The following is a 23,059-nucleotide window of genomic DNA, read 5'->3' on the forward strand; positions in this document are numbered from 1 at the left end:
TGTGACCGAAGCAAGCGCCGTGACACATCATCAGCCCCGTCATGAGGGTTTCGACCTCGACGACAGGCCTGTTCCGTTCACGATCCGCGCCTCGCAGAAGGTGCACGGGGGCCTCGCCCTCGGCGCCGGCCTGGTGGCCGTCGGTTTCGCCGCCTCCGCGTCGGGTACTGCGACCGGTGTACTGCGCTGGTTCGCCGCGGCAGCGTTCGCCGTACTGGCCGTGGTGTGCGCCCGGGCGCTGACGGTCGGGGACATGCTGGTGGCCGACGACGTCGGGATCCGGTTGCGAATCGGCAACGAATGGATCGGCACCCGATGGCAGGAGATCGAGGAGGTGACGGTGCTGAAACGCCGGCATCCGCTCGACGACGGCCGGATCGCCGTCCATCTGCTGGATCCCGGTCCGATCCTGGCCGCGATGCCGAGTGCGACGCGCCGGACCACGGATGCCAACCGGCGGCTGACCGGGTCCTCACTAGCGGTACCGTTCGGGTTGACGGCACGGCCGTCGAACGGGGAAGTGGTACAGGCTTTGCACATGCTCGCGGACGCCAGATGTCCGGTGCGCGAGCAACTCTGACTTGTCCGTGACCCCATCGGGCGACGACCGTTGACTTGATGTCGGCGGTCCTGGCTGCCGGCATCAGGAACTCATTGATGCTGATGGCCCGCACTTCGGATCGGGCGACGGAGAGGACGGTGACCACGTGAGCATCGGTAGCGAGCTCACGGCGGCCCGTGTACGGGCCGACATGACGATCGAGCAGCTGAGTGCCGCCACCCGGATCAGAACCGGGCTGCTGACCGCCATGGAGGCCGACGACTTCTCCCGCTGTGGCGGCAATTTCTACGCGCGCGGTCACATCCGTTCGATCGCGCGCGTGGTCAAGGCCGACCCGGCCCCGCTGGTGGCGTCCTTCGACGCCGAACACGCCGCCGACGAGGAGAAGTCCCGCCGCGAGGAGCGTGCCGCGGTCAAGGGCCCGACCCTGCACCCCGCCCGTCCGCGCTGGGCGGTTGTCCTCGGCGCGATTCTGGTCGGGCTGATGGGCTGGGGGATGGTTCGGCTCTTCACGCTGCCGAGCGATGTCGAGGCCAACGCGTCGAAGACCACCGCCACGACGACGATCACCACGCAGCCGCCGAAGCCAACCCCGAAGCCGACGGTTGCCCCGACCAAGAAGAAGCCGGTCGCGCCGCCGGTCGTGCCGACGAAGACCACGCTCACCCTGACCGCGAAGAACAACGGTTCCTATGTGACGCTGCGCGACAAGAAGGGCAAGCGTCTCTTCCAGGGCCTGGTCGGTCCCGGCTCGGTGCAGACGGTCACCGTGGTCGGCGACATCCGCGTCTCCGCCGGTGCCCCGGGCAACCTCGCGATCAAGGTCAACGGCAAAGCCCAGGTCACCAAGCTCTACCGCTTCGTTGCCCACCCCGACGGCACCCTGACCAAGAAGTAGCCTTCGCGCGCAGTTAGGTGTGAGGCTGGGCGGCGAGTCATACTCGTAGTGATGACTACGCCACCCGTCACTGTTGCCCTGGTCACGCTGGGCTGTGCCCGCAACGACGTCGACTCCGAGGAACTCGCCGGCCGCCTCGAGGCCGGCGGCTTCCTTCTCGTCGACGACGCCACCGAAGCGGACACCGTGGTGGTGAACACCTGCGGTTTCGTCGAGGCCGCCAAGAAGGACTCGGTCGACACCCTGCTCGCCGCCGCCGACTACAAGGAGTCCGGCCGCACCCAGGCGGTCGTCGCCGTCGGCTGCCTCGCCGAGCGCTACGGCGACCAACTCGCCGAGGCCCTCCCCGAAACTGATGCGGTCCTCAGCTTCGACGACTACGCCGACATCTCGGACCGCCTCCGCTCCATCCTCTCGGGCACCAAGCACCACCCCCACACCCCCCGAGACCGCCGCAAACTCCTCCCGCTGTCTCCAGCAGCCCGCCAGTCCGCCACCCCCGTAGCCACCCCCGGCCACGGCGACCACGCGCACAGCGCCACGCCCGCCCACGGCGACCACGCCCGCAGCGGTGCCGCTCCCGCCCACGGCGACCACGGCTCTGCCGTCATCCCGGCCCAGCGCGACCACGCGCACGGCTCCTCGGACGCCGCTGGTAGCACGCTCGGCGACCACGTCCCCTCGGCGCTCAAGCCGGTTGGCACGCCGGACGCTGCCGCCGACACCGCGCAGCCTCTCAAGGGGCGGATGGTTGCCGCGTCTGACGGCACCCGCAACGAACTGAAGATCGACGCGCCTGACCTCGCGTCTGCTCCGGCCAGTGGCCCGCGTGTCGTACGACGCCGGCTCGACGGTGGCCCGATGGCGCCGCTGAAGCTGGCGTCCGGCTGCGACCGCCGGTGTGCGTTCTGTGCGATCCCGATGTTCCGCGGCGCGTTCATCTCCCGCCGCCCCACCGAGGTCCTCGGCGAAGCCCACTGGCTCGCTGAGAACGGCGTCCGCGAACTCTTCCTGGTCTCCGAGAACTCCACCTCCTACGGCAAGGACCTCGGCGACCTCCGTCTCCTGGAAACCCTCGTCGCCGACATCGCCGAGGTCCCCGGCATCACCCGGGTCCGCGTCTCCTACCTGCAGCCCGCCGAGATGCGCCCGACGCTGCTCGCTGCGATGACGTCGACCCCCGGCGTCGTCCCGTACTTCGATCTCTCCTTCCAGCACGCCTCCGGCCCGCTCCTGCGCCGGATGCGCCGCTTCGGCGACTCCGAACGTTTCCTCGAACTGATCGCCCAGGTCCGCGCCGCAGCTCCCGCCGCCGGGATCCGCAGCAACGTCATCGTCGGCTTCCCCGGTGAGACCGAGGAAGACGTCGACATCCTGTGCGACTTCCTCTCCCGGGCCGGCCTGGACGCCATCGGCGTCTTCGGCTACTCCGACGAAGACGGCACCGAGGCCGAGACCTACGACGGCAAGCTCGACGAGGACACCATCGCAGCCCGCCTCGACCGCGTCACCCGCCTCGCCGAGGACCTCACCTCCGCCCGCGCCGAGTCCCGCATCGGCGACCTCGTCGAGGTACTCGTCGAATCCCTCACCACCGCCCCGGACGACGCACCGGTCGCCGGGCAGACCGGTGAAGGCCGCGCCGCTCACCAGGGCCCCGAGGTGGATGGCTCGACGACGCTGGTCGGGCTTCCGGAGGGTGTCCGGATCGGTGATCTGGTCTCCGCGAAGGTGTCCGGCAGCGACGGTGTCGACCTGATCGCGGAGTTCGCCGCGGTGGTGAATCCCCAGGACGACCGTCCGGCCGCTAACCTGACCGCGTGACCAACCCGCCGAACCCGGTTCCGCAAGCCGGGCGGATCCACGCGCCGAGCGCCTGGAACGTCCCGAACGCGCTGACTGTGCTGCGGCTCGTCCTGGTTCCGCTCTTCGTCTGGCTGCTGCTCCGCCACGACGGTAACGACACCGGCACCCGCCTGCTCGCCACGGGCGCCTTCGTGGTCGCTATCGTCACCGACCGTTTCGACGGTGACATCGCGCGCCGCTGGAACCTGGTCACGAACTTCGGCAAGATCGCCGACCCGATCGCCGACAAGGCCCTCACCGGAGCCGCCTTCATCGGCCTCTCCCTGCTCAACGAACTCCCGTGGTGGGTCACTGTCGTCGTCCTGGTCCGCGAGTGGGGTGTCACCGCCCTCCGCTTCTGGGTCATCCGCCACGGCGTGATGCCCGCCAGCCGCGGCGGCAAACTCAAGACCGTCCTGCAGGCGATCGCTCTCGGCCTCTACCTCCTCCCGTGGCAGACCCTCGGCCTCCTGCACTGGACCGCGATCCTCTTCATGACCGCCGCCGTAGCCGTCACCCTGATCACCGGCGTCGACTACCTGATCCGCGCCCTCCGCCTCCGCGCCGCCGCCAAACACCCCCTCCCATAGCCCCGCCGGCCTGAGCGTCTCCGCCGAGCACGCCTCCCGGGCTTCCAACCTCTCGGGCCTGAGCTCCTCCGCCAACCACCCCTCCCGGTCTGCCAGCGCCTCCGGACTCAGCTCCTCCGCCGACCACCCCTCCCGGCCGTCCAACCTCTCCGGTGTGTCGCCACACCGTGTGCCGCCTGCGGCGTGGGTGGGTCGTGGGGTGGAATGGGGAGATGGAGAGCACCGGGGCGGGCAGCGTCGAGTGGTTGGTCGGAGTTCTGAAGAGTCGGGGCGAGACTTTGGCGACTGCTGAGTCGTTGACAGGTGGGATGGTCGGGGCGGCTCTGACGGATGTGGCGGGGGTGTCTGCGGTGTACCGGGGTGGTGTGGTGGTCTACGCGACGGACCTGAAGGCCAAGCTTGCGGGCGTTCCTCAGGACCTTCTGGACGCTGTGGGCCCGGTTCACCCCGACACTGCAGCAGCGCTCGCCACCGGCGTGCGAGAGCGTCTGGAGGCCACCTACGGGCTAGCCACGACCGGTGTGGCGGGACCGGACCCCCAAGCAGGCGTCGAGGCGGGCACGGTCTACGTCGCGGCGGCTGGACCAGGGTCTGTGCAGGTGCGGAAGTTGCAGCTGAGCGGTGACCGGAGTGCGGTACGGCAGGGCACTGTGGCGGCCGCACTGGAACTCGTAGCGACACTTGTGGCGGAAGAACTCGACTGAACGGGGTGTTGAGACCAGCATGGGGACAGGTAAGGCAGACTGGCACGGCGCACCGAAGGTGGACATTGCGAGGAGTAGTGACCCGGCAACAGGTACCGTTGGTTCCTACGGTCGGGCTACGGTGCGAGTAGCAACGACCGGACAGGCGGAAGGGAGAAACCTCATGGTGCTGGTTCGTGGCCTGCTGGGCGACGTCCTGCGGCGTAAGCGGCTGCGCCAGGGGCGCACTCTTCGCGAGGTGTCTGCCGATGCACGCGTGAGTCTCGGTTATCTGTCCGAGGTGGAGCGCGGCCAGAAGGAGGCCTCCAGCGAACTGCTGGCGGCAATCTGCATGGCCCTCGAGGTGCCGCTCTCGGCTGTCTTCGCCGAGGTGAGTGAAGACCTGGCGCGCGAAGAGGCGCTGGTCCTGGCGCATCCGACCATCGAGTCCGAGGTCGTGGCCTCCGCGGCCTGATCGTCGTCGACACCCGGCTGTCCCGGCAACTCCGGAGCAGCCGGTCCCTGCTGCCATCAGCGGCCTCCCCGTCGGCTCAGCAACGGACTCAAACTCGACCGCACGAGTTGCAGCGCGGTCAGCGGTGGATCACCCGCGGCCCGGAACATGCTGTTCGCCGTAAACAGATGCATCCCCGAATCGGGGAACTGCAGCAACTCGGCGCGTTCCGGCGGCGGGAAGAACCCCGTCAGATCGTCGCCTTCCCCGAAGGTGTTCCCCTCGAGCACAGCCCACGCAAGTGGCTTCAGGCTCAGATACGCCGAGTCCGGCACCGGGTCGAACACGATGATCTCCGGATGGTCGTACTGCGTGAGCCCGATCGTGTACCCGAACGCCGGGTTCCGCTCGCCGTCCCCCTGGATGTGCAGCACAGTCCAGCCGTAGGTCTGGACCCTGGCCTCGATCGATCGCGAGACCTCCGGCGCGCTGATCCCACCACAAACGTCACACATCACTTCCTCCTCTCGCTCGAACACCTGTTCGATACGCCAAAGAAGATATCCGCGTTCCGCCCCGTGGCCGCAGTTGTCCACAGGTTCGCCGCCTGAAGGTGTCTGGGCTTGCCGTCACCGCCGCAGGTTTCCCACCCTGGCATGAACTCGGCCGACGACGTGCGCGGCGGCTGATCACCGCTGCGGCCGACTAAAGGCGGGGTGGCTGGGCGGTCCGGTGGCTGATCCGGATGATTGCTGCCGGCGACCAGTGCTCGTGTCGTCTGGGGCTGACGGGCTGTGGTTGCTGCCCTGAGCTCGGATGGCGTGCGGCTGACGGGCTGTGGTCCTGTTCCGGGATCAAGTGGTGTGCGGCTGAATGATCGGGGTGGTTGCTGTTTGGGAATCATGGGCTCGGCGGCTGAGCCGGTGGTGTGGCTGTGGTTGTGCGGTGGACATGGGTAGGTCCGCGGGCCGGTGTGTGGACCGGCTGCCGCGGTGGGGTGATGGACGGGTGGCGTGGTTCTTACGGTCCGGCTGTGGGGGTAGCGTTGGTGCCCCAGGGGTCGGTGTAGTTGGGTGCCACTGCGGTGAGCCGAGTCCGGAGGGCTTCGCGGGCGGCGGCCAGTCCTGGGTTGGGGAGGGTGCTGGCGGGCGGGAGCCGATCCGGCTGCTCATGAGTTGGGTTGCCGCTGACCCGGGCTCTTCTGCCACTGGCGCTGTCGGCACTGGTGCTGGTGCTGTGGGCAGGGGTGACCCAGCCGATGACCTCGGCGACTGCGGCGGGGTCGGTGCGGGGTGGGTCTGCCCAGGGCGGGCGGGTGACTTGGGCGATGCCGTCGACGATGGTGATGGTCCATTGGCCGTTGTGGACGGCGCGGTGGTGGAAGGCGCAGAGGAGGGCGAGGTTTTGGAGGCTGGTGGGGCCTCCGTTGGCCCAGTGGATGAGGTGGTGGGCGTGGCACATCCAGGGTGGTGCTTTGCAGATGACGCAGCCTTTGTCGCGTTTGTTCAGCGCGCGGCGGATGTAGCGGTTGACGAAGCGTTGCTCGCGGCCCACGTCCAACGGTTGGGAGTCTCCGCCGAGGACGATCGGCAGGACGGCGGCGTCGCAGGCCAGCAGCCGCACTGCGCCGGCGGATAGGTTGCCGCCGAACACCAACTCACCTACTCCACCACCTCGGCCAGCCGCACCGAGACCAGTCGCACCGCCCTCGACGGCACCGGCCCCGACCGCACCGGCTCGGCTCGTATCGCCCCCGATCGCACCGAGACCGCTCGCGTCGGCTGTGCCGCCGAAAGTGGCCGGGGTTGCAGCGAGGGTGGCGGCGGCGAGGTCGTTGAAGTCGATGGTGACGGTCAGGTGCGGGACGCCGGGGTGGTCGGGGTTGCCGGCTGCGGCGTTCATGATGATCGTCAGGGCGTCGGCTTGTCGCTGGTCGCGGGTGCGGGGGTCTCGTTCACCGTCGATGGTCTTGTGGGGTTTGGACAGGGTGTGGATTTGGGTTTCGAGCTGTTCGCCGTCGGCGCCGGGCAGGAACCCGGAGAACTTCACTCCACCGTCGGTGCGTCGGAGCCGCAGTGATCTTTTCGTGTGAGCTTCGTCCTCGGCTGGTTCGGGGCCGTCGGTGTCCAAGGTGGACAGGACCTTGTGACCGAACCGGGTCAGTTCGCGGGGGTTGGTGAGCCGGGCTGCCTCGACCAGCTGCTCTTCGGCGACGGTCAGGTGTTCGACCGGGACGGTGGAGGGGGCCTTCTCCAGGGTCTTGACGATGACCTTGGCCTGGTCGGGAGACACGACCGCGGGCCGCGCGGGGTCTGTGGGGTCGGGTAGGGCGGCGGTCACGGCCGGGTACTTGTGCAGAGCGCCGGTGAAGGCGAGGTCTTTGCGGACCTCGACCGGGTCGCGAAGGTAGCGTTCCGAGACCAGTTCGACGGTGTCGCGGGCACCCAGCTCGCGGGCGATGCCCATCTCGTCCAGCCCGCGTAGGAGTTGGAGTTTGTAGGTATTCAGCAGGGCGGTGGCAGCCTCCACGGTGTCGAGAGTGGACAGCAGTTCACTGCCGCTCAGCGACCACACCGGGGGCAACGCCAACATCTCCATACCCAACAGCTTAGACATGGGCACCGACAGTTTTCGAGGCCAGAACGCCTTATTTTTAAGGGATTTCGTGGGCTGCTTGTGGGCTGATTGCCAGCTCAACTTGCCCACGCGGTCGGTCGTCGCACGGAGCTTCTAGATGGCGGTGGCGTGGGCTTCCCGGCGGTAGCGGTAGGAGTTGTGTTCGGCGAGGGTGCCGTCGGGGTTGATGATGATGATGTGGTCGACGCCGTACCACTGCGCGACGGTTGCGCCTTGGCTGACTTGGCGCTGCTTTCCGCCGTCGGCGGCGAAGGGGGCGGTGCTGTTGCGCCAGCGGGTCTTCCAGACGTCGTTCTCGCTGTAGGTCTCAATGTCGTCAACGGGTGCCATCGTGGTTTTCTCCTGGTGCTGGCGGCGCGGCGGATCGGGTCGCGCAGGGTGGCATAGGCGTTGAGGAGTTCCTGCAGGCGCCGGTCGGCGTCATCGTCGGAGGCCTCGACGGTGACGCCCAGGATCGCGTACGGGTCGAGCGATGGCGCGGTCATGACAAGAACTCATCGGACGTGTAGGGGTCGACGATGTAGACGGCGGGGCAGGGGAGCTGTGGTGATGCGGCGGCCCGCCGCGAGGGTGTGTCAGCGCGGGTAGCCGCGTCACCGGGGCAAGGAGTTCGATCGGGTTCGGGTTACCACCTCCCAACCGGGCTTTCGTTGCCACGAGCAACATCGGGGTCATGAGAGCGGAGCGTCCTCGCCTTCACGTCGGAGGGCCGCGCTCCCTGCTGTAAGGTCGCTGCGCCGGGACTCTCTCGGTGAGCAGGGACCGGTCCCATGGCGGCCACCGGTGCGGTGGCCGCCGGGCCCACCCGCCGCCGGGTGGCGACGGGTCGCGGCGCGGAGGCTCTGACGGCGACTCCCAGCAGGCAGCGATCAGCGCGTCGAACTCGGCGCGCAGCAGATCGTCGTCGCCCAGCACCAGGTCAAAGAAGACCTCGGCCTCGACGAGCGTCTGCTGCTGGTTGGTCGCCGTCATCGATCTCACCTCATCGACAACACACCGCACATCACACCCGTGTGGTGTGTGATTCGCCCGGGTCAGGCGTCGATCTGCTTGCGGTCGCCGCCGTCAGCGGCGCTGATCGCGATCTTGCGCGGCTTGGCCTTCTCCGCGATCGGAATCTTGAGCGTCAGTACGCCGCCCTCGTAGCTCGCCTCGATCCGGTCGGCGTCCAGAGTGTCGCCCAGGAATAGTTGCCGGGAGAACACCCCGAGCGGACGCTCGGCCACCTGCATCTCCACACCGTCACCGAGCTTGAGCGGCCGGCGCTCGGCCTTCACTGTGAGCACGTTGCGCTCCACGTCCAGATCGATCGCCTCCGGCGAGATCCCGGGCAGGTCGAACGAAACGACATAGTGCTCGCCCTGGCGGTAGGCATCCATCGGCATCGGGGTCGGCCGTGACCACGTGCCCGGTGCCTGGCCACCGAAGAACTGCTGGGCGAACCGGTCCAACTCCCGGAACGGGTCGGTGCGCATCAACATCGTCCTACACCTCCTGAATGTGCTGATCCAACTGGCGTCAATACGCACTGCAGTTGTAACATGTCATCGAAACGATGACAAGAAGGAATGTCAGCGGATCGCTGACAGAAGGTGATAGGAGGTGACTGTGACAGCCACCAACACCCCCGGCGGGGCGGAGGCCTCGGCGAGTGCTGCGATCGCTGCGGTCGAGGAAACCGTCCGCCAGGTCGCACCCCAGGAAGACATCGCGCCGGCCGGGCGGCCGGACACCGCCGCCAGTACGACTGATGTGCTGACTGCCTTGGCCGGGTTGCGGGCCGTGCAGGACCGGCTCGCAGCCTGGGAACCACTGCTGATCGGAGCCGCCCGGGCCCGCGGAGCAAGCTGGGCCGCGATCGCGCCGGCCCTCGGCGTTGCCAGCCGCCAGGCCGCCGAGCGCCGCTACCTGCGGCTCAACCCGCATGCCGCCGACCCGGTCGGCCTGACCGGCGAAGAGCGTGTGCAGGCAGCCCGCGACCGCCGCGCCGGCGATCGCGCCGTCAACGAATGGGCCCGCACCAACGCCGCCCGGGTGCGCCGGCTCGCCGCTCAGATCACCGCCCTCGACGGCCTCGACCCCGCTACCCAAGAAGCCGTCGACCGCGTCTTCCATGCCCTCGGCGAGAGCGACACCGCGACCCTGCTCACGCCACTGGCCGACGCCGGAGCCAGACTCCAGCACAGCCACCCCACACTGGCCGAACGGGCCGCCGACATCACCACGACCACCGATCAGCTACGCCACCCCATCTGATCAACCCGTGCTTCTGTCCGGTTGGCAGTGTGGGCACCAGTACACGACTCGCAGGCGGTCGGGAGACGGGCCTTGCATTGCGGTTTGGATGTGGGTTCGGCACCTTCGGCAGGGTTGCCCGGCGCGGCCGTAGGCCCAGTGGTGCTGACCGCGCCGCGAGACACCGGTGGTCACCTGGAGAGGGTTCTCTCGGTTGGCCAGCATCAGGCGGCGGGCGAGGTCCACGATCTTGCCGAGGTTCGGGATCTCGGAGACGGCCAGGAACGGCGACACGCCTGCGAGGAACAGGGTCTCGGCTCGGTACACGGTTCCCATGCCTGCGATACAGCGCTGATCGAGGAGCGCTTCGCCGATGGTGCGATCAGGCTCGGCCTGCAGCTTTGCGATGGCCTGGTCTCGGTCGAAGCCGGGGGAGAGCAGGTCGGGGCCGAGGTGACCGACGACGGTGGCTTCCGCGTCTGTGGCGACCAGGTCGAGCACGGGGAGGCGGTAGCCCACGGCTGTCCAGGGAGCGGTCTCGAGCACCGCGCGCACTTGGTGGGTGGGCCCGCCACGCCACTGCTCGCCCGGGCGGTAGAGGTGCCAGCTGCCGTCCATCCGGAAGTGGCTGTGGACAGTCAGTCCGCCGGTCAGCCGCATCAGGAGGTGCTTGCCGCGAGCAACTACCTCGATCACTGTGCGGCCGCTGAGGTCGGTCGTCGCGAGCGTTGGGACCCGGAAGTCGGTTCCGATCAGCTCCTGACCGCCGAGGGCCTGATCGAGACGTTTGCAGGCCCGCCAGACGGTGTCACCCTCAGGCACGGAGCCGGAGTCCGCGTGGAGTGGCGTGGAAGCCGGCCTTGGCCAAGGCGTCTCCGAACGCCGTATGGCGAACCTGCTCGCCATCCGCCGTCTCGACGCTGAGCTTCCCCAGCTGACCGTCGCGGATCGACAGCGCCAGTGCGTCAACGGCGGGCTGCAACAGGTCGACGTCCTCGGTGAAGCTCAGCACGGTCCGCCCGCCGCGCTCGACGTACACGATGAGTCGCCCGTCGACCATGATGATCAGGGCGCCGGCCTTGCGTCCCGGCCGATGCCCGCTGGCGCCTTCACGCTCGGGCCAGGGGAGCGCCGCCCCGTAGGGATTCGCCGGATCGGATGCTGCCAGTACTACGGCCCGCGTGGCCGGCTCCTCGTCGCGCCGGCCGCGTCCAGCGCCACCACCGAACGAACCCGGCAACTCAGCCAGCGCTCGTAGTCGGTCGACTGCGCCCGGCAGCGCGAACTGTGCAGCTCCCAGGCCGGCCACGAAGTACCCGCGACGGCATCGCCCGGACTCCTCGAACGCACTCAGGATCTTGTACACGGCCGCAAAGCCGCCCGGAGTCCGCTCGGTGATCACCGAGCCCCGAGTGACGATGCCGTAGCGGTCGAGCAAAGTCTCGGCAGCCGCATGGGCCCGGCGGGTCGTGTCCTCGTTGCGGGCCGGAAGCAACGACCAGCGCCCGCCGGCAGTCGGCGGACCGCTGCGTGCGGGCATCGCGGGCCGACCGGGCCGCAGCGGGCGACCTGGTCGCGCACGCGGCGTTGCCCGGCGGGTGCGATGACTACCTCGACCGCCGCCGACCAGCGAACGCACCGGCGTCAGCGTGTCGTTGGACAGATGCCCTGCCCAGACCAGATCCCACAGCACCGTCACCAGCGTCTCGTCGTCCACCACGCCGTGCGCCGCACCCACTGCATCACTGAGTTGGCGGAAGAAGAATGCGCCTCCACCGGCCAGTGCATCGAGGACAGCCTGATGAGTGTCACCGATCTCGAACGACGGGTCCGGGTCGGGCAAGGTCAGATCGCAGTTGTCGGCCAGATGCAACGACACCCAGCCATCAGTCCCGGGCAACGACCCCGAACCGGCCCACACCACTTCACCGGTCGCGGTCAGCTCGTCCAGCATCGACGGCTGATATCCGGGCACCCGCGACGGCAGCACGATCGACTCCAGCGCCGACGCCGGTACGGCGCATCCGGCCAACTGCTCAACGGCTCCGAGCAGTACGTCGTACCCACGGCCTCGGCTGCTCGTGATTCCCTGCCAGGCCGGCAGGAAGCGGGCCAGCGCCGACGGGTCGACCGGCTCGACCTCCTTGCGCAGCGCGGCGAGCGAACGACGACGCAGCAGCCGGAGAATCTCGCTGTCACACCACTCCATCGCAATGCCGCCAGGCAAGAACTCACCCTCGACGACCCGGCCGGCCGCGGCCAGCCGGCGCAACGCGTCACTGACCACCGCAACGCCGATGCCGAGATGAGTCGCCAGATCGATGGCCCGGAACGGACCGTGCGTCCGCGCATACCGAGAGACGAGATCGCCGAGCGGATCGGCGACTGGCTCGGCGTGCGCCTCCGCGATCCCTGGCGGGAGCGGTACGCCGAGGGCGTCGCGCAGCCGTGCCACATCTTCGACCACCGCCCAGCGATGTTCACCGGCGATTCGCACCCGGACGACTCGGCGGGCCGCGGCCAGATCCGTCAACCAGGACTCGGCATCCGCGTCCTCGACACAACGCTGCGAGGCCTCGGACACCGACAGCGGGCCGACCAAACGCAGTACGTCGAAGAGCCCTTCGGCATCGCGCGCACGCCGGTCCTCGGCGAGGCGCTGCAGCTCAGCCTCGGTCCGCAATACGACCTCGGCGTCGAGCAACTCCCGCAGCTCGGTGCGACCGAGCAGCTCGGAAAGCAGACTCTGATCCAGTGACAGCGCGGCCGCTCGCTTCTCCGCCAGCGGTGTGTCGCCTTCGTACATGAAGGCGCCGACGTACCCGAACAGCAGCGACTTCGCGAACGGTGACGCCTCGGAAGTCTCCACCTCGACGACCGAGATGCGACGCTCGCTGATACCGGTCAGCAGGTCCTTCAAGGCAGGCAAGTCGTAGACGTCCTGCAGAACCTCACGCAGGGTCTCGAGCACGATCGGGAACGAACCGTACTTGCTGGCGACGCTGAGCAGTTGCGCAGAGCGCTGACGCTGCTGCCACAGCGGTGACCGACGACCCGGATTCCGCCGGGGGAGCAGCAGGGCTCGTGCGGCACACTCACGGAATCGCGCTGCGAACAACGCCGAACCACCGACCTCGGTGGTGATCAGGTCCTCGATCTCGGCCGGGTCGAACAGCACCAGGTCGGCGCCGGGTGGCGCCTCGTCGGTCTCCGGCAACCGCAGCACGATTCCGTCGTCGCCGGACACCGACTGCGCGTCCATCCCATACCGCTCGCGCAAACGCGCTGCGATCGCCAAGGCCCACGGGCCGTGCACCTGTCCGCCGTACGGCGAGTGGATGCAGACGCGCCAGTCGCCGAGCTCGTCGCGGAATCGCTCCACCAGAATCGTCACGTCGTCGGGCACCCGGCTCGTCGCCTCACGCTGCTCGGCTAGGTAGGAGACGAGGTTGTTCGCCGCGTACTCGTCGAGGCCCGCGGAGCGCGCCCGCTCGACCGCCTTGGCGGCCGGCAGCGAAGCCATCTTCCGCACGAAGGCACCCGTCGCCGCACCGAGCTCAGCCGGTCGGCCGACGGCGTCACCCTTCCAGAACGGCAACCGCCCGGGCTGGCCAGGTGCGGGGGAGACCAGCACGCGATCGTGGGTGATGTCCTCGATCCGCCAACTCGATGCGCCGAGGGTGAATACATCGCCAACCCGCGACTCGTACACCATCTCCTCGTCCAGCTCACCGACGCGGTGATTGGTCGACTCGCCGACCAGGAAGACGCCGAAGAGACCGCGGTCCGGGATCGTGCCGCCGCTGGTCACCGCGAGCCGCTGTGCACCCGGACGGCCGGAGATCTCCCCGCTCACCCGGTCGAACACGATCCGCGGACGCAACTCGGCGAACTCGTCCGACGGGTAGCGGCCCGACAACATGTCGAGCACCCCGTCGTACGCCGAGCGCGGCAACGTCGCGAACGGGGCACAGCGCCGTACCAAAGCGAAGAGCTCATCGACATCGATGGTGTCCAGGGCAACGATCGACACGATCTGCTGGGCCAGCACATCCAGCGGATTGGCCGGGATGTGCAGACTCTCGATCAGCCCGTCCCGCATCCGCTGCACGACGACCGCGGTGTCGATCAGATCACCGCGGAACTTCGGGAACAGCACGCCGCGCGACACCGCGCCGACCTGGTGGCCGGCGCGACCGACCCGCTGCAGACCGCTCGCAACCGAAGGCGGCGCCTCGACCTGTACGACGAGGTCGACCGCGCCCATGTCGATACCGAGCTCGAGGCTGCTCGTCGCCACCACACAAGGGAGTCGGCCGGACTTCAGATCGGCCTCGATCAGCGCGCGTTGCTCCTTGCTGACCGAGCCGTGGTGCGACTTGGCGATCAATGGCGGCGCAGCCAACGAGGCACCGGACTGCGCCATCACCTGCGCCGGTGAACCCTCCTGCGCCAGCTCGAGCTCGGCGCGCTCCGCTGCGATCTCGTTGAGCCTGGCAGTCAGGCGCTCGGCGAGGCGGCGTGAGTTCGCGAAGACGATGGTCGAGCTGTGCTGCTCGATCAGGTTGAAGACTTGCTCCTCGACATGCGGCCAGATCGAGGCGTGCTGCGGCGGGCCGGCAGCCGAACCAGATGTTTCCAGCTCCGTGCTCGCCAGCTCGGCCATGTCCTCGACCGGCACCACGACACTGAGATCCCATTGCTTGGTGAACTTCGGCTGGACCACAGTCACCGGTCGCTCGCCGCCGAGGAATCGCGCCACCTCCTCGACCGGCCGAACCGTCGCCGACAACCCGATCCGCTGCGCCGGCTTCGGCAGCAGCGCGTCGAGCCGCTCGAGAGTCAGCGCCAGGTGGGCGCCGCGCTTCGTCCCGGCGACCGCGTGCACCTCGTCGACGATGATGGTGTCCACACCGCGCAACGACTCGCGCGCCTGCGAGGTGAGCAGGAGGAACAGTGACTCGGGAGTGGTGATCAGTACGTCGGAGGGCCGGGTGGCGAAGCGTCGCCGATCGGCCGCCGGGGTGTCGCCGGACCGAACCGCGACCTCGACGTCGATCGGTGCCTCACCGAGCCGTCGGGCGGTCTCGCGGATCCCGATCAGCGGGGCCCGCAGGTTGCGCTCGACGTCGACGGCCAGCGCCTTCAGCGGCGACACGTAGAGCACCCGGCAGCGCAGCTTCGGATCCTCCGGCGGCGGATTCGTCGCGAGCCGGTCGAGCGCCCAGAGGAAGGCGGCCAGGGTCTTGCCCGAGCCTGTCGGGGCAACCACCAGCGCGTCCCGGCCCGCGGTGATCGCGTCCCACGCCTCGAGCTGGGCCGGGGTGGCCGCCTCGAAGACGTCGCCGAACCACGCCCGGGTCGCGGGCGAGAACCGGCTCAACGCGCTGGTCTTCTTCACGACGACCATCTTGCCGGGTGCCTCCGACAGTTTTCGACACCTTCCCCGTCCCGGATCGGCACTCGTCCGATGTGAAGGTTGTCGGCGCGGTCTGGAATGATCGTCATCATGAAGAACCGCCTCCGCGCCGCGATCGTCGTGGCCTGTCTGTTCGCCCTGACCGGGTGCGCGAAGCTCGATGCCGACTTCAAGGTCGGATCGGACGAGACCGTCTCCGGAACCATGCAGATCGGCATCGACAAACAGCTGCTGGAGGCGAGTGGCCAGTCGCTGGACAAGATCCGGGAGCGGATCGGCACCAGCATCAAGCAGCTGACCACGGACGGCGTCGACTGCCAGCCGCTCGACGACGACCAGTTCATCGGCGAGAAGTGCACGTTCGAGAGCGTTCCGTTCGAGAAGATGGGCCAGTCGAGCGGTGACGGCGTCGGCTTCCGCAAGGTGGACGGCAAGATCATCGTCACCGTCAAGGCGCCCGACCTCAGCTCGCTCGCGGGCGGTGGGCAGCAGCCGCAGGTGAACTTCAAGATCACCATGCCGGGCAAGATCCTCGAGCACGACAGCGGTGCCCGGGTCGACGGCCGGACGGCGACGTACGACAGCCTCGACAAGCTGGGCAACATCTCGCTGACCTCGAAGGCCGGCGGTGGGTTCCCGGTCTGGGCGATCGTGCTCATCGTGGTGCTGTTGCTGCTGGCCGGTGGCGGTGTCGCGTTCTTCCTGCTGCGCAGCCGGAAGGCGAAGGCCCAGCAGGGCTACGGGCAGTACCCGGGGCAGTATCCGGGCCAGCCCCAGCAGGGCCAGTGGGGACCGCAGTACGGCGGCCAGCCGGGCTACGGGCCCGGTCAGCAGTACCCGCCACAGGGCCCAGGTCAGTACGGACAGCCCGGCCAGTACGGCGGTCAGCCGGGTCAGGGCCAGCCGGGGCCGTACGGCGGTCAGCCGGGACCCCAGCCGGGTCAGGGACCAGGCCCGTACGGCGGTCAGCCGGGACAGGGGCAGCCGGGCGGGCCCGCGCCGTACCCGGGGCCGCAGCCCGGACAGCCGCAGTACCCGGGGCAGCCGCAGCCTGGGCAGTGGGGACCGCCGCCTCCGCAGGGACCGCCGCAGCAGGGACAGCAGCAGCCGCCGCAGCAGGGCGGCTGGGGACAGCAACCTCCGAAGGACAACAACGGGCCGGCATGAGACTGACGGAGTTCTGGGCGCGGATGGACCATCACCTCGGTCCCGCGTACGCACGGACCTGGGCCGAGACCCAGGTCGTCGAGGAGCTGGAGGGCCGCACGGTCGTCGAGGCCCTCGCGGAGGGCGAGGCGGCCAAGACCGTCTGGCGGGCCGTGTGGGCCCACCTGCAACTGCCGCCCAGCGAGCGCTGAGCGCTCAGACAGTCCAGCCGGTGCGGGTGGCCCACTCCTCGGCCGGCAGATAGATCAGGTCGCAGACCGGGTCCTTCAGGTCCGCGTAGTCGCCGATGTTGTCGAACGGCAAGGCGGCCGCGCGGCGCTTGAACTCGCCGTACGCCTGGGCTGTGTCGGGGTGACTACGCAGGTAGTCGCGGAACAGCAAGGCATAGCGCTGGTTGGCGCGACCGGCCACGCGGATGTGCAGATTCACCCGGCGGCGGTACATCGGTTCCACCACGAGGCGCTTGATCCAGTGGTGCTCGTCCTCGGGCAGTCCGGGCACGGGATGGTCCCGCTTGGCGCCGGGACGGAAGTCCCAGGTCTCGGCGACCATCCGCTCGACCACGTCGTCCAGCTCGGACTCCGCCGCGACCGTCACCTGCATGTCGAGGATGTCCTTGGCCGGCAAGCCAGGTACCGACGTCGAGCCGATGTGGTCGATCCGCTGCGCGAGGTCACCGAGGATCACCCGGACCGCCTGCGCGGTCTTCTCGAACTGGGCCGGCCAGGTCTCGTCCGGGCGCACGATGGAGATCGCATTCATGGGGCCGATCATCCCAGCCGCGGAGTCCAGGGTCGATCAGACAGGCTTGATCCGGAACGTCCCCGTGGTGAGCAGGTCCGCAGCCTCGTACGCCGCTTTGCGGATGCCCTTGCGCTCGTCGAAGAACCCGCCGACCACTCCGACCCCGGGCAGTTTTCCGATGAACCGGGCACCGAGGCTGCCGCGCGGCCGCTCCTCGAAGACCTCCCCGAGCCCGGCGAGCAGCTTGCTGATCCGCCAGACCAGCCGGACGCCCTTGCGCAGTCCGGCCTCCTCGGAGTCGTCGCCGAAGCCCAGTTGCTTCGCGACATCCTGGCCCGCGGCGGTCGGGTCGTCGTACCGCAGGACGTCGTCAGGGGTGATCGGGCGGTCGGTGAGGACACGGGCGATGACAGCCACCCGGTCGGCATGCGCGTCGACGCCGTACTCGCGGCAGACCGCGCCGATCACCATCGCCTGGACGGATGCTCCGAGGGTGTCCTTGATCGGGAGCCGGTCGGCCGCGGCGCCACTGATCCGCGGCAGGCCGGCGACCACGGCTGCGAAGCCGCCGAGCCGCTCGACCCACCAGTCGCAGCGCTTGGCCAGCGGCAGCGTCGGCCACTCGGCGTGGCCGGGGACCTTCATCTGCAGCAGCCGGTCGATCGCCAGGATCAGGCCCTTCTCGGCCAGGTTGGGGCGCTCCTGCGCGGAGTACTCGGTGAGCAGGCTGCGGATGCCGAACGGGTCCTGGGTGCGGAGCGCGTCGAGGACGGAGTCGATGCCGAACTCGACCCGGCTGAGGGCGAGGACGACGGCGGAATCGGGGACGTCCGGGCGCTCGGTCACGCCCGCAAGAGTAGGGAGTCGGCGGGCCAGTTCAGTTGCCGGGGGAGGCTTCGGCGTGTCAGTTTGTGATTCGAACACGTGTTCGGGATAGTTTGTGCTCCCGGGAAGGGCGGCGGGCAGTCAGGTTGTCCACAGATTCGTGGTGGCGGCGAAAACTGTCCGTGGCGCCGAATATCTTCTCTGGCACACGGAATCCTTCGGGCGGCTGGGTAGTCCGTCCCACTTACGAGATAGGTCAGGTGGCAGTCAGATGGCTGGTGCAACAGCAAGCGCGGAGCGCAAGGAAGCCGACCGCGAGAAGGCGCTTGCGACCGCGCTGACGCAGATCGAGCGCGCGTGCGGCAAGGGTTCGGTGATGCGGCTCGGCGAGCAGAACCGGCCGCCGATCGAGGTCATCCCGACCGGTTCGATCGCGCTCGACATCGCGCTCGGGATCGGCGGCCTGCCGCGCGGTCGCGTGGTGGAGATCTACGGCCCGGAATCCTCCGGTAAGACGACGGTCGCCCTGCACGCGGTGGCGAACGCGCAGCGGGCCGGCGGGATCGCGGCCTTCATCGACGCCGAGCACGCCCTCGACCCGGACTACGCGCGCAAGCTGGGGGTCGACACCGACGCCCTGCTGGTCTCGCAGCCGGACTCCGGTGAGCAGGCGCTGGAGATCGCCGACATGCTGGTCCGCTCCGGCGCGATCGACATCGTCGTGATCGACTCGGTGGCCGCGCTGGTGCCGCGCGCCGAGATCGAGGGCGAGATGGGTGACAGCCACGTCGGTCTGCAGGCCCGGCTGATGAGCCAGGCGCTGCGGAAGATGACCGGTGCGGTCAGCGGGACGAACACGACCGCGATCTTCATCAACCAGCTGCGCGAGAAGATCGGCGTGATGTTCGGCTCCCCGGAGACCACCACCGGTGGTAAGGCGCTGAAGTTCTACGCCTCGGTGCGGCTGGACGTGCGCCGGATCGAGTCGCTCAAGGACGGCACCGACGTGGTCGGTAACCGGACCCGGGTCAAGGTCGTGAAGAACAAGGTGGCCCCGCCGTTCAAGCAGGCCGAGTTCGACATCATCTACGGCCAGGGCATCAGCCGTGAGGGCAGTCTGCTCGACCTCGGTGTCGACCAGGGCTTCGTCCGCAAGGCCGGCGCATGGTTCACCTACGAGAGCGACCAGCTCGGTCAGGGCCGGGAGAACGCGCGGAACTTCCTGCGCGACAACCCCGACCTGGCCAACGAGCTGGAGAAGAAGATCAAGGAGAAGATGGGCATCGGTCCGACCCTGGACCAGCCGGCCGACGACAAGGCCAAGGCTGCCGAGGTCGATGTCGACTTCTGATCGACCCACCGCGGGCGGCGGCGCTCCTCGGCACTCACCTGCCGAAGAGCCTGCCCCCGCGGCGCTGTCTCTACCCCACGAAGAGCGCCTCGCCTACGCCCGCCAACTCCTGGCCCGCGGCACGGCAGCCCTCGATGCCCAGGTGGGTAAGCCCGCCGCCGGTCGCGGTCGCGCGGAAGCCGCCGATCCATCGCAAGACGGCGGTGCCGCCTACACGTCGGCACGAACGAGCGGTTCGACCGGTGACGGGTCGGCGCGGTCTTCCGCGCCGGAAGACGATTTCGAAGCCGATGGGGTGCCCCGGACAACCGGCGCTGCGGGTCGATCGGCGCGGACGGCTGGCGGATCCGGCGGTTCGGCTGGGCGTGCTGGTGCGCGTGCGTCGAGCGGTGGCCGTACGGCGGGTGCCGGGTCGGCGGACGAGTCCGGGCGCGGGCGTGGTTCAGATGGACGTGGTCGGCGCGATCAGGTGCCGGGCGCGAATCCCGGTGGTGGAGCAGCCAACCCCGCTGGAGCAGCCAACCCCGCTGGAGCAGCCAACCCCGCTGGGGCAGCCAACCCCGCTGGGGCAGCCAACCCCGCTGGAGCTGAGAACCCTGGTGGAGCCGCCCATCCCGCCGGAGGTCGGGTGGTTGATCCTTGGGGGGAGTTGGACGAGGACTTTGCGGGGGATGACCCGGGGAGTGGGCGGCGGCCGAGTACGGGGATTCGGCGGAGTGTGGGGGCTGACTACTGGGCTGACGCGAAGGCGTTTGCTGGGGATGGCGAGTCGGCGGATGACGGTTTGCAGCAGGGCGGTGCTGCTGGTGAGACGTTCGATCCGTGGGGTGACGGGGTAGCTGTTGCGCGTCCGCGGAAGGTGCGTAAGCCGGTCCGGGTGGAGCCGGATGCTGGGGTTTGGGGGACCGGGGTAGGTGCGTCTGGTGGGCCCGAGGTTGCTGAGCCTGCTGCTGCCCGCACAGTCGACGGTGCGGTGGATGCGTGCGCTCCCGAAGCGGCTGTGGCGCCGGAGGCTCCGGAGATCCCACCGGTACGCCGTGGGCGGGATGGTGTGGCTGCGCGGATCTCGCGGGATGCCGTGGTGGATGTGTGGGGGGCGGATCAGCCGGTGGGGCCGGAGATGGCGCCAGACGCTGCTGCGGATTCGAGTGCGTGGGCAGATCCTGAGAGCCCTCGAGAAGATGCGCCGCGAAGTGGGCGAGGTGCTGCGGGATCGACTACCCCCCAAGCCAAGGCGAGTGTTGGGGCCGCGCGGCTGCCGGACGGCGAGGCTGGGGCTGGTGAGCCGGAGAGGCGTAGCTGGCTTACTGCGCGTCAGAGTGGTGACGATGCGGAGGCTGGTGGACGGGGCAAGGCATCGCGTGGCGGCGGTGGTTGGGGTGGTGGTGGGTCTCCGGGAGGGCGCAAGGGCGGCAAGAACGCTCGGCGTGGTGGTGCTGCGGAGAGCCGTGATGCCAGTGGGGCCAGAAGTGCCGGTGGTGCCGGTGGTGCCACTGGTGCTAGCGGGGCTGCTGGGACCCACGGGGCTGGTGAGGCTAACGGGCCTAATGGGGCTGCCGGGCGTAACGGGGCTGGTGGAGGTAGTGGGGCTGGCGGTGTGGGTGGGGCTGGTCGGTCTGGTGAGACTGGCGGGAGTTTGGGGGCTGATTCCGGGGGACGGGGTAAGAGGCGCGGGTTGGCGTCTCGGGGGCCAGCGGGGAGTGGGCGTCGGCGGCGGGATGCGGCTAACGAACTGGGGGAGTCGGCGGTGCCGGACGGGGCGGATCCGGGGCAGGTGGCTCGGGGGATTTTGCTGGACAAGTTGTCGGGGCAGCCGCGGACTCGGGCGGAGCTGGCGGACGTGCTGGCGGAGCGTGGGATTGCGGACGAGGTGGCTGATGAGGTTTTGGATCGGTTCACTGAGGTTGGACTGATCGACGACGCGGCGTTCGCGACGGCGTGGGTGGAGTCGCGGCATCGGGGGCGTGGGCTGGGGAAGCGGGCGCTGGCGCAGGAGTTGCGGCGGCGTGGGGTTGATGACGAGTTGTCGCGGGATGCGTTGGAGGAGCTGGATCCGGAGCAGGAGGAGGAGACAGCTCGCGCGCTGGTGCGGAAGAAGCTGCGGTCGATGCGTTCGCTGGATCGGCAGGTGGCGATGCGGCGGTTGCTCGGGATGCTGGCCCGCAAGGGGTATCCGGGTGGGATGGCGATGAGCATCATCAAGCAGGAGCTCGATGCGTCGCACGAGGAGTTCCCGCTACTGGATTCGTCCGGGATCGAGGTGGAGTGATGGCGACCCTGCAGGATGTGGAGCGGCTGGTGGCGGAGCTGCCGGGGACCGAGGAGACGACTCGGCACGGGACGCGCACCTGGACTGTCGGCGGTAAGGCGTATGCGTGGGAACGCCCGTTCAGCAAGGCGGACCTGAAGCGCTTCGGCGACGAGACTCCGCCGGATGAGCCGATACTCGCGATCCGGGTCGAGGACCTCGGCGAGAAAGAGGCGGTGCTGACTGCGCGAGCGGGCGACGGCTTCTTCACGATTCCGCATTTCGACAACTACGCCGCCGTACTGATTGAGCTGGAGCTGGTGCCGGAGGCCGTGTTGCGCGAGGCGTTGCTTGATGGGTGGCTGGTGTTCGCGCCGGCGGCGCAGGCTCAGGACGTGATCGCGGCCCGAAGACGCCGCGCGAAGGACTGATAGCCGGCGAGGAAGGCTGGTGGGGCATCGAGGATGCGGTAGTCGGTGTCGAGAAAGGCCAGCGGGAGAAGCAGCCAGTGCCAGGTGTCCAGCGCGACGATGACTTCGGTGGTGGTCGGGGTCGTGGCCTGAATCTCGGCATCTTGGTACTTGAAGGCGTCGACTACGGCGTCCGCCGGCGCATCGACGGCGAGCCGGATCGGGTGCTTCGTCTTGTGCAGGCCCGCGCGAAGGTAGGCGGTGGCTGAGTCTGCGGGGAGAGTGCGGGCCGTGTAGTGCTTCGTATGGCGGTGTAGGTCGCTGATGCGATCGACGCGGAAGACGCGCCAGTCGTCGCGGTCCAGGTCCCAGGCCAGCAGGTACCAGCGGAGCAGGTGGTGGATCTGACGGTAGGGCTCGACTCGGCGGACGGTCTGCAGGCCGCCGACGCTGCGGTAGGCGAAGGAGATTTCCTGCTGCAGGCCGATGGCTTCAGCTAGGTCGCCGAGCTGGTCGGCAGGGACACTCGGCGCCTCCTGATGACTCGTCTCCACGCTGGCCCGGACCGCGACCGCCCGCGACCTGAGCCGCGCAGGCAGGAACTGATCGACCTTCCCGTACGCCCGCGTCGCCGCATCATCGATCCCGCCCTCAGCCGCCGAACCGACCGAGCCCAGCGAAGCCAGTGCGAGCAGGGTCGCCACCGCCTCGTCGTCGTCCAGGACGAGCGGCGGCATCGTCCGCCCTGCGGTCAGCCGGTAGAAGCCGCCGGGCCCGGGCCGGGTCTGCACGGGATAGCCATAGCCGCGCAGGCGGTCGACGTCCCGCCGCAGCGTGCGCGGGCTGACCCCGAGCCGCTGAGCCAACTCGTCTCCACTGAACGAGCGCCCGGACTGCAGCGTCGACAGCAACGCGAGCATGCGGGCGGTCACGTCGGCCATGCGTCCATCATGACAAAAGATGCGGCCAGAATCCGGCCACATCCGGTCGT

The 23,059-nt window shown here is 68.9% G+C and carries 23 protein-coding genes and 1 pseudogene; 14 read left to right on the forward strand and 10 right to left on the reverse strand.

What is annotated here, in order from left to right; all coding sequences use genetic code 11:
* The first annotated feature begins 1 nt into the window (after position 1).
* The 7 genes and pseudogenes from ACFTSF_RS40915 to ACFTSF_RS40945 all read left to right on the forward strand — a co-directional run bounded on the left by ACFTSF_RS40915 (position 2) and on the right by ACFTSF_RS40945 (position 5,053).
* Positions 2-580 (forward strand): hypothetical protein, encoded by a 579-nt coding sequence (locus tag ACFTSF_RS40915; RefSeq protein WP_380160914.1) that lies wholly within the window; start codon positions 2-4, stop codon positions 578-580.
* Positions 581-707: 127 nt separating this feature from the next.
* On the forward strand, positions 708-1,460 hold the full coding sequence (locus ACFTSF_RS40920; RefSeq protein WP_344151194.1) for a RodZ domain-containing protein: 753 nt from the start codon (positions 708-710) through the stop codon (positions 1,458-1,460).
* A gap of 51 nt (positions 1,461-1,511) precedes the next feature.
* Positions 1,512-1,766, forward strand: a pseudogene (locus ACFTSF_RS40925) (MiaB/RimO family radical SAM methylthiotransferase); the annotation flags it as partial.
* A gap of 81 nt (positions 1,767-1,847) precedes the next feature.
* On the forward strand, positions 1,848-3,284 hold the full coding sequence (locus ACFTSF_RS40930) for a radical SAM protein (RefSeq protein ID WP_380160994.1): 1,437 nt from the start codon (positions 1,848-1,850) through the stop codon (positions 3,282-3,284).
* Positions 3,281-3,895 (forward strand): CDP-diacylglycerol--glycerol-3-phosphate 3-phosphatidyltransferase, encoded by a 615-nt coding sequence (pgsA, locus tag ACFTSF_RS40935; protein ID WP_344151200.1) that lies wholly within the window; start codon positions 3,281-3,283, stop codon positions 3,893-3,895. The genes ACFTSF_RS40930 and pgsA overlap by 4 nt, the downstream gene beginning before the upstream one ends.
* A gap of 212 nt (positions 3,896-4,107) precedes the next feature.
* On the forward strand, positions 4,108-4,599 hold the full coding sequence (locus ACFTSF_RS40940) for a CinA family protein (protein ID WP_380160917.1): 492 nt from the start codon (positions 4,108-4,110) through the stop codon (positions 4,597-4,599).
* A gap of 163 nt (positions 4,600-4,762) precedes the next feature.
* Positions 4,763-5,053, forward strand: coding sequence for a helix-turn-helix transcriptional regulator (locus tag ACFTSF_RS40945; protein ID WP_344151206.1), 291 nt, complete (start codon positions 4,763-4,765; stop codon positions 5,051-5,053).
* Between the two features lie 56 nt (positions 5,054-5,109).
* Here ACFTSF_RS40945 and ACFTSF_RS40950 read toward each other — a convergent pair whose 3' ends face one another.
* The 3 genes from ACFTSF_RS40950 to ACFTSF_RS40960 form a co-directional block, all read right to left on the reverse strand.
* Positions 5,110-5,547 (reverse strand): DUF4262 domain-containing protein, encoded by a 438-nt coding sequence (locus ACFTSF_RS40950; protein WP_380160919.1) that lies wholly within the window; start codon positions 5,545-5,547, stop codon positions 5,110-5,112.
* Positions 5,548-6,052: 505 nt separating this feature from the next.
* Complete coding sequence (locus ACFTSF_RS40955) at positions 6,053-7,630, reverse strand: DUF222 domain-containing protein (protein ID WP_380160920.1); 1,578 nt, start codon at positions 7,628-7,630, stop codon at positions 6,053-6,055.
* 132 nt (positions 7,631-7,762) lie between these two features.
* Positions 7,763-7,999 carry a hypothetical protein gene (locus tag ACFTSF_RS40960; protein ID WP_380160922.1) on the reverse strand — a complete coding sequence of 79 codons (237 nt, stop codon included), beginning with the start codon at positions 7,997-7,999 and terminating at the stop codon, positions 7,763-7,765.
* Here ACFTSF_RS40960 and ACFTSF_RS40965 point away from each other — a divergent pair.
* A complete protein-coding gene (locus ACFTSF_RS40965; protein WP_380160923.1) occupies positions 7,993-8,178 on the forward strand; it encodes a hypothetical protein in 186 nt (61 codons plus the stop codon). The genes ACFTSF_RS40960 and ACFTSF_RS40965 overlap by 7 nt on opposite strands.
* 187 nt (positions 8,179-8,365) lie before the next feature.
* Here the strand turns inward: ACFTSF_RS40965 and ACFTSF_RS40970 are convergent, their stop codons facing one another.
* Together ACFTSF_RS40970 and ACFTSF_RS40975 are read right to left on the reverse strand one after the other, a co-directional pair.
* Positions 8,366-8,641, reverse strand: a complete 276-nt coding sequence (locus ACFTSF_RS40970; protein ID WP_380160925.1) for a hypothetical protein — start codon at positions 8,639-8,641, stop codon at positions 8,366-8,368.
* 62 nt (positions 8,642-8,703) lie between these two features.
* Positions 8,704-9,150 (reverse strand): Hsp20/alpha crystallin family protein, encoded by a 447-nt coding sequence (locus ACFTSF_RS40975; RefSeq protein WP_380160926.1) that lies wholly within the window; start codon positions 9,148-9,150, stop codon positions 8,704-8,706.
* A 121-nt stretch (positions 9,151-9,271) separates the two neighbouring features.
* Between ACFTSF_RS40975 and ACFTSF_RS40980 the strand changes: the two genes are divergently transcribed.
* Positions 9,272-9,925, forward strand: a complete 654-nt coding sequence (locus ACFTSF_RS40980; RefSeq protein WP_380160928.1) for a hypothetical protein — start codon at positions 9,272-9,274, stop codon at positions 9,923-9,925.
* Here ACFTSF_RS40980 and ACFTSF_RS40985 read toward each other — a convergent pair whose 3' ends face one another.
* Both ACFTSF_RS40985 and ACFTSF_RS40990 read right to left on the reverse strand, forming a co-directional pair.
* Positions 9,926-10,726 (reverse strand): Fpg/Nei family DNA glycosylase, encoded by an 801-nt coding sequence (locus tag ACFTSF_RS40985; protein WP_380160930.1) that lies wholly within the window; start codon positions 10,724-10,726, stop codon positions 9,926-9,928.
* A complete protein-coding gene (locus ACFTSF_RS40990; protein ID WP_380160932.1) occupies positions 10,719-15,314 on the reverse strand; it encodes an ATP-dependent helicase in 4,596 nt (1,531 codons plus the stop codon). The genes ACFTSF_RS40985 and ACFTSF_RS40990 overlap by 8 nt, the downstream gene beginning before the upstream one ends.
* A gap of 99 nt (positions 15,315-15,413) precedes the next feature.
* On the opposite strand from ACFTSF_RS40990, the gene ACFTSF_RS40995 reads away from it, so the two are divergent.
* Positions 15,414-16,490 carry an LppM family (lipo)protein gene (locus ACFTSF_RS40995; protein ID WP_380160934.1) on the forward strand — a complete coding sequence of 359 codons (1,077 nt, stop codon included), beginning with the start codon at positions 15,414-15,416 and terminating at the stop codon, positions 16,488-16,490.
* Positions 16,487-16,681 carry a DUF3046 domain-containing protein gene (locus ACFTSF_RS41000; protein WP_344164258.1) on the forward strand — a complete coding sequence of 65 codons (195 nt, stop codon included), beginning with the start codon at positions 16,487-16,489 and terminating at the stop codon, positions 16,679-16,681. The genes ACFTSF_RS40995 and ACFTSF_RS41000 overlap by 4 nt, the downstream gene beginning before the upstream one ends.
* 4 nt (positions 16,682-16,685) lie before the next feature.
* Here ACFTSF_RS41000 and ACFTSF_RS41005 read toward each other — a convergent pair whose 3' ends face one another.
* Both ACFTSF_RS41005 and ACFTSF_RS41010 read right to left on the reverse strand, forming a co-directional pair.
* Positions 16,686-17,252: a GrpB family protein gene (locus ACFTSF_RS41005; RefSeq protein ID WP_344164261.1), complete on the reverse strand. Its 567-nt coding sequence runs from the start codon at positions 17,250-17,252 to the stop codon at positions 16,686-16,688.
* Positions 17,253-17,288: 36 nt separating this feature from the next.
* Entirely contained in the window at positions 17,289-18,080 is a 792-nt protein-coding gene (locus ACFTSF_RS41010) for a hypothetical protein (RefSeq protein ID WP_380160936.1), read from the reverse strand.
* A gap of 250 nt (positions 18,081-18,330) precedes the next feature.
* Between ACFTSF_RS41010 and recA the strand changes: the two genes are divergently transcribed.
* From recA to ACFTSF_RS41025, 3 genes are all read left to right on the forward strand, one after another.
* The gene (gene recA / locus ACFTSF_RS41015; RefSeq protein ID WP_344164267.1) at positions 18,331-19,410 is read left to right on the forward strand and encodes a recombinase RecA; all 1,080 of its coding nucleotides are present in this window, start codon (positions 18,331-18,333) and stop codon (positions 19,408-19,410) included.
* A 1,747-nt stretch (positions 19,411-21,157) separates the two neighbouring features.
* Entirely contained in the window at positions 21,158-21,679 is a 522-nt protein-coding gene (locus tag ACFTSF_RS41020; protein WP_344164273.1) for a regulatory protein RecX, read from the forward strand.
* On the forward strand, positions 21,679-22,089 hold the full coding sequence (locus ACFTSF_RS41025) for a hypothetical protein (RefSeq protein ID WP_380160938.1): 411 nt from the start codon (positions 21,679-21,681) through the stop codon (positions 22,087-22,089). Before ACFTSF_RS41020 ends, ACFTSF_RS41025 begins: the two co-directional genes overlap by 1 nt.
* On the opposite strand, the gene ACFTSF_RS41030 is transcribed toward ACFTSF_RS41025, so the two are convergent.
* Positions 22,047-23,009: a helix-turn-helix transcriptional regulator gene (locus ACFTSF_RS41030; protein WP_380160940.1), complete on the reverse strand. Its 963-nt coding sequence runs from the start codon at positions 23,007-23,009 to the stop codon at positions 22,047-22,049. The two genes, ACFTSF_RS41025 and ACFTSF_RS41030, sit on opposite strands and share 43 nt — an antisense overlap.
* Positions 23,010-23,059 lie beyond the last annotated feature (50 nt).

Source organism: Kribbella sp. NPDC056951 (assembly GCF_042674205.1).
Lineage (GTDB): Bacteria > Actinomycetota > Actinomycetes > Propionibacteriales > Kribbellaceae > Kribbella > Kribbella yunnanensis.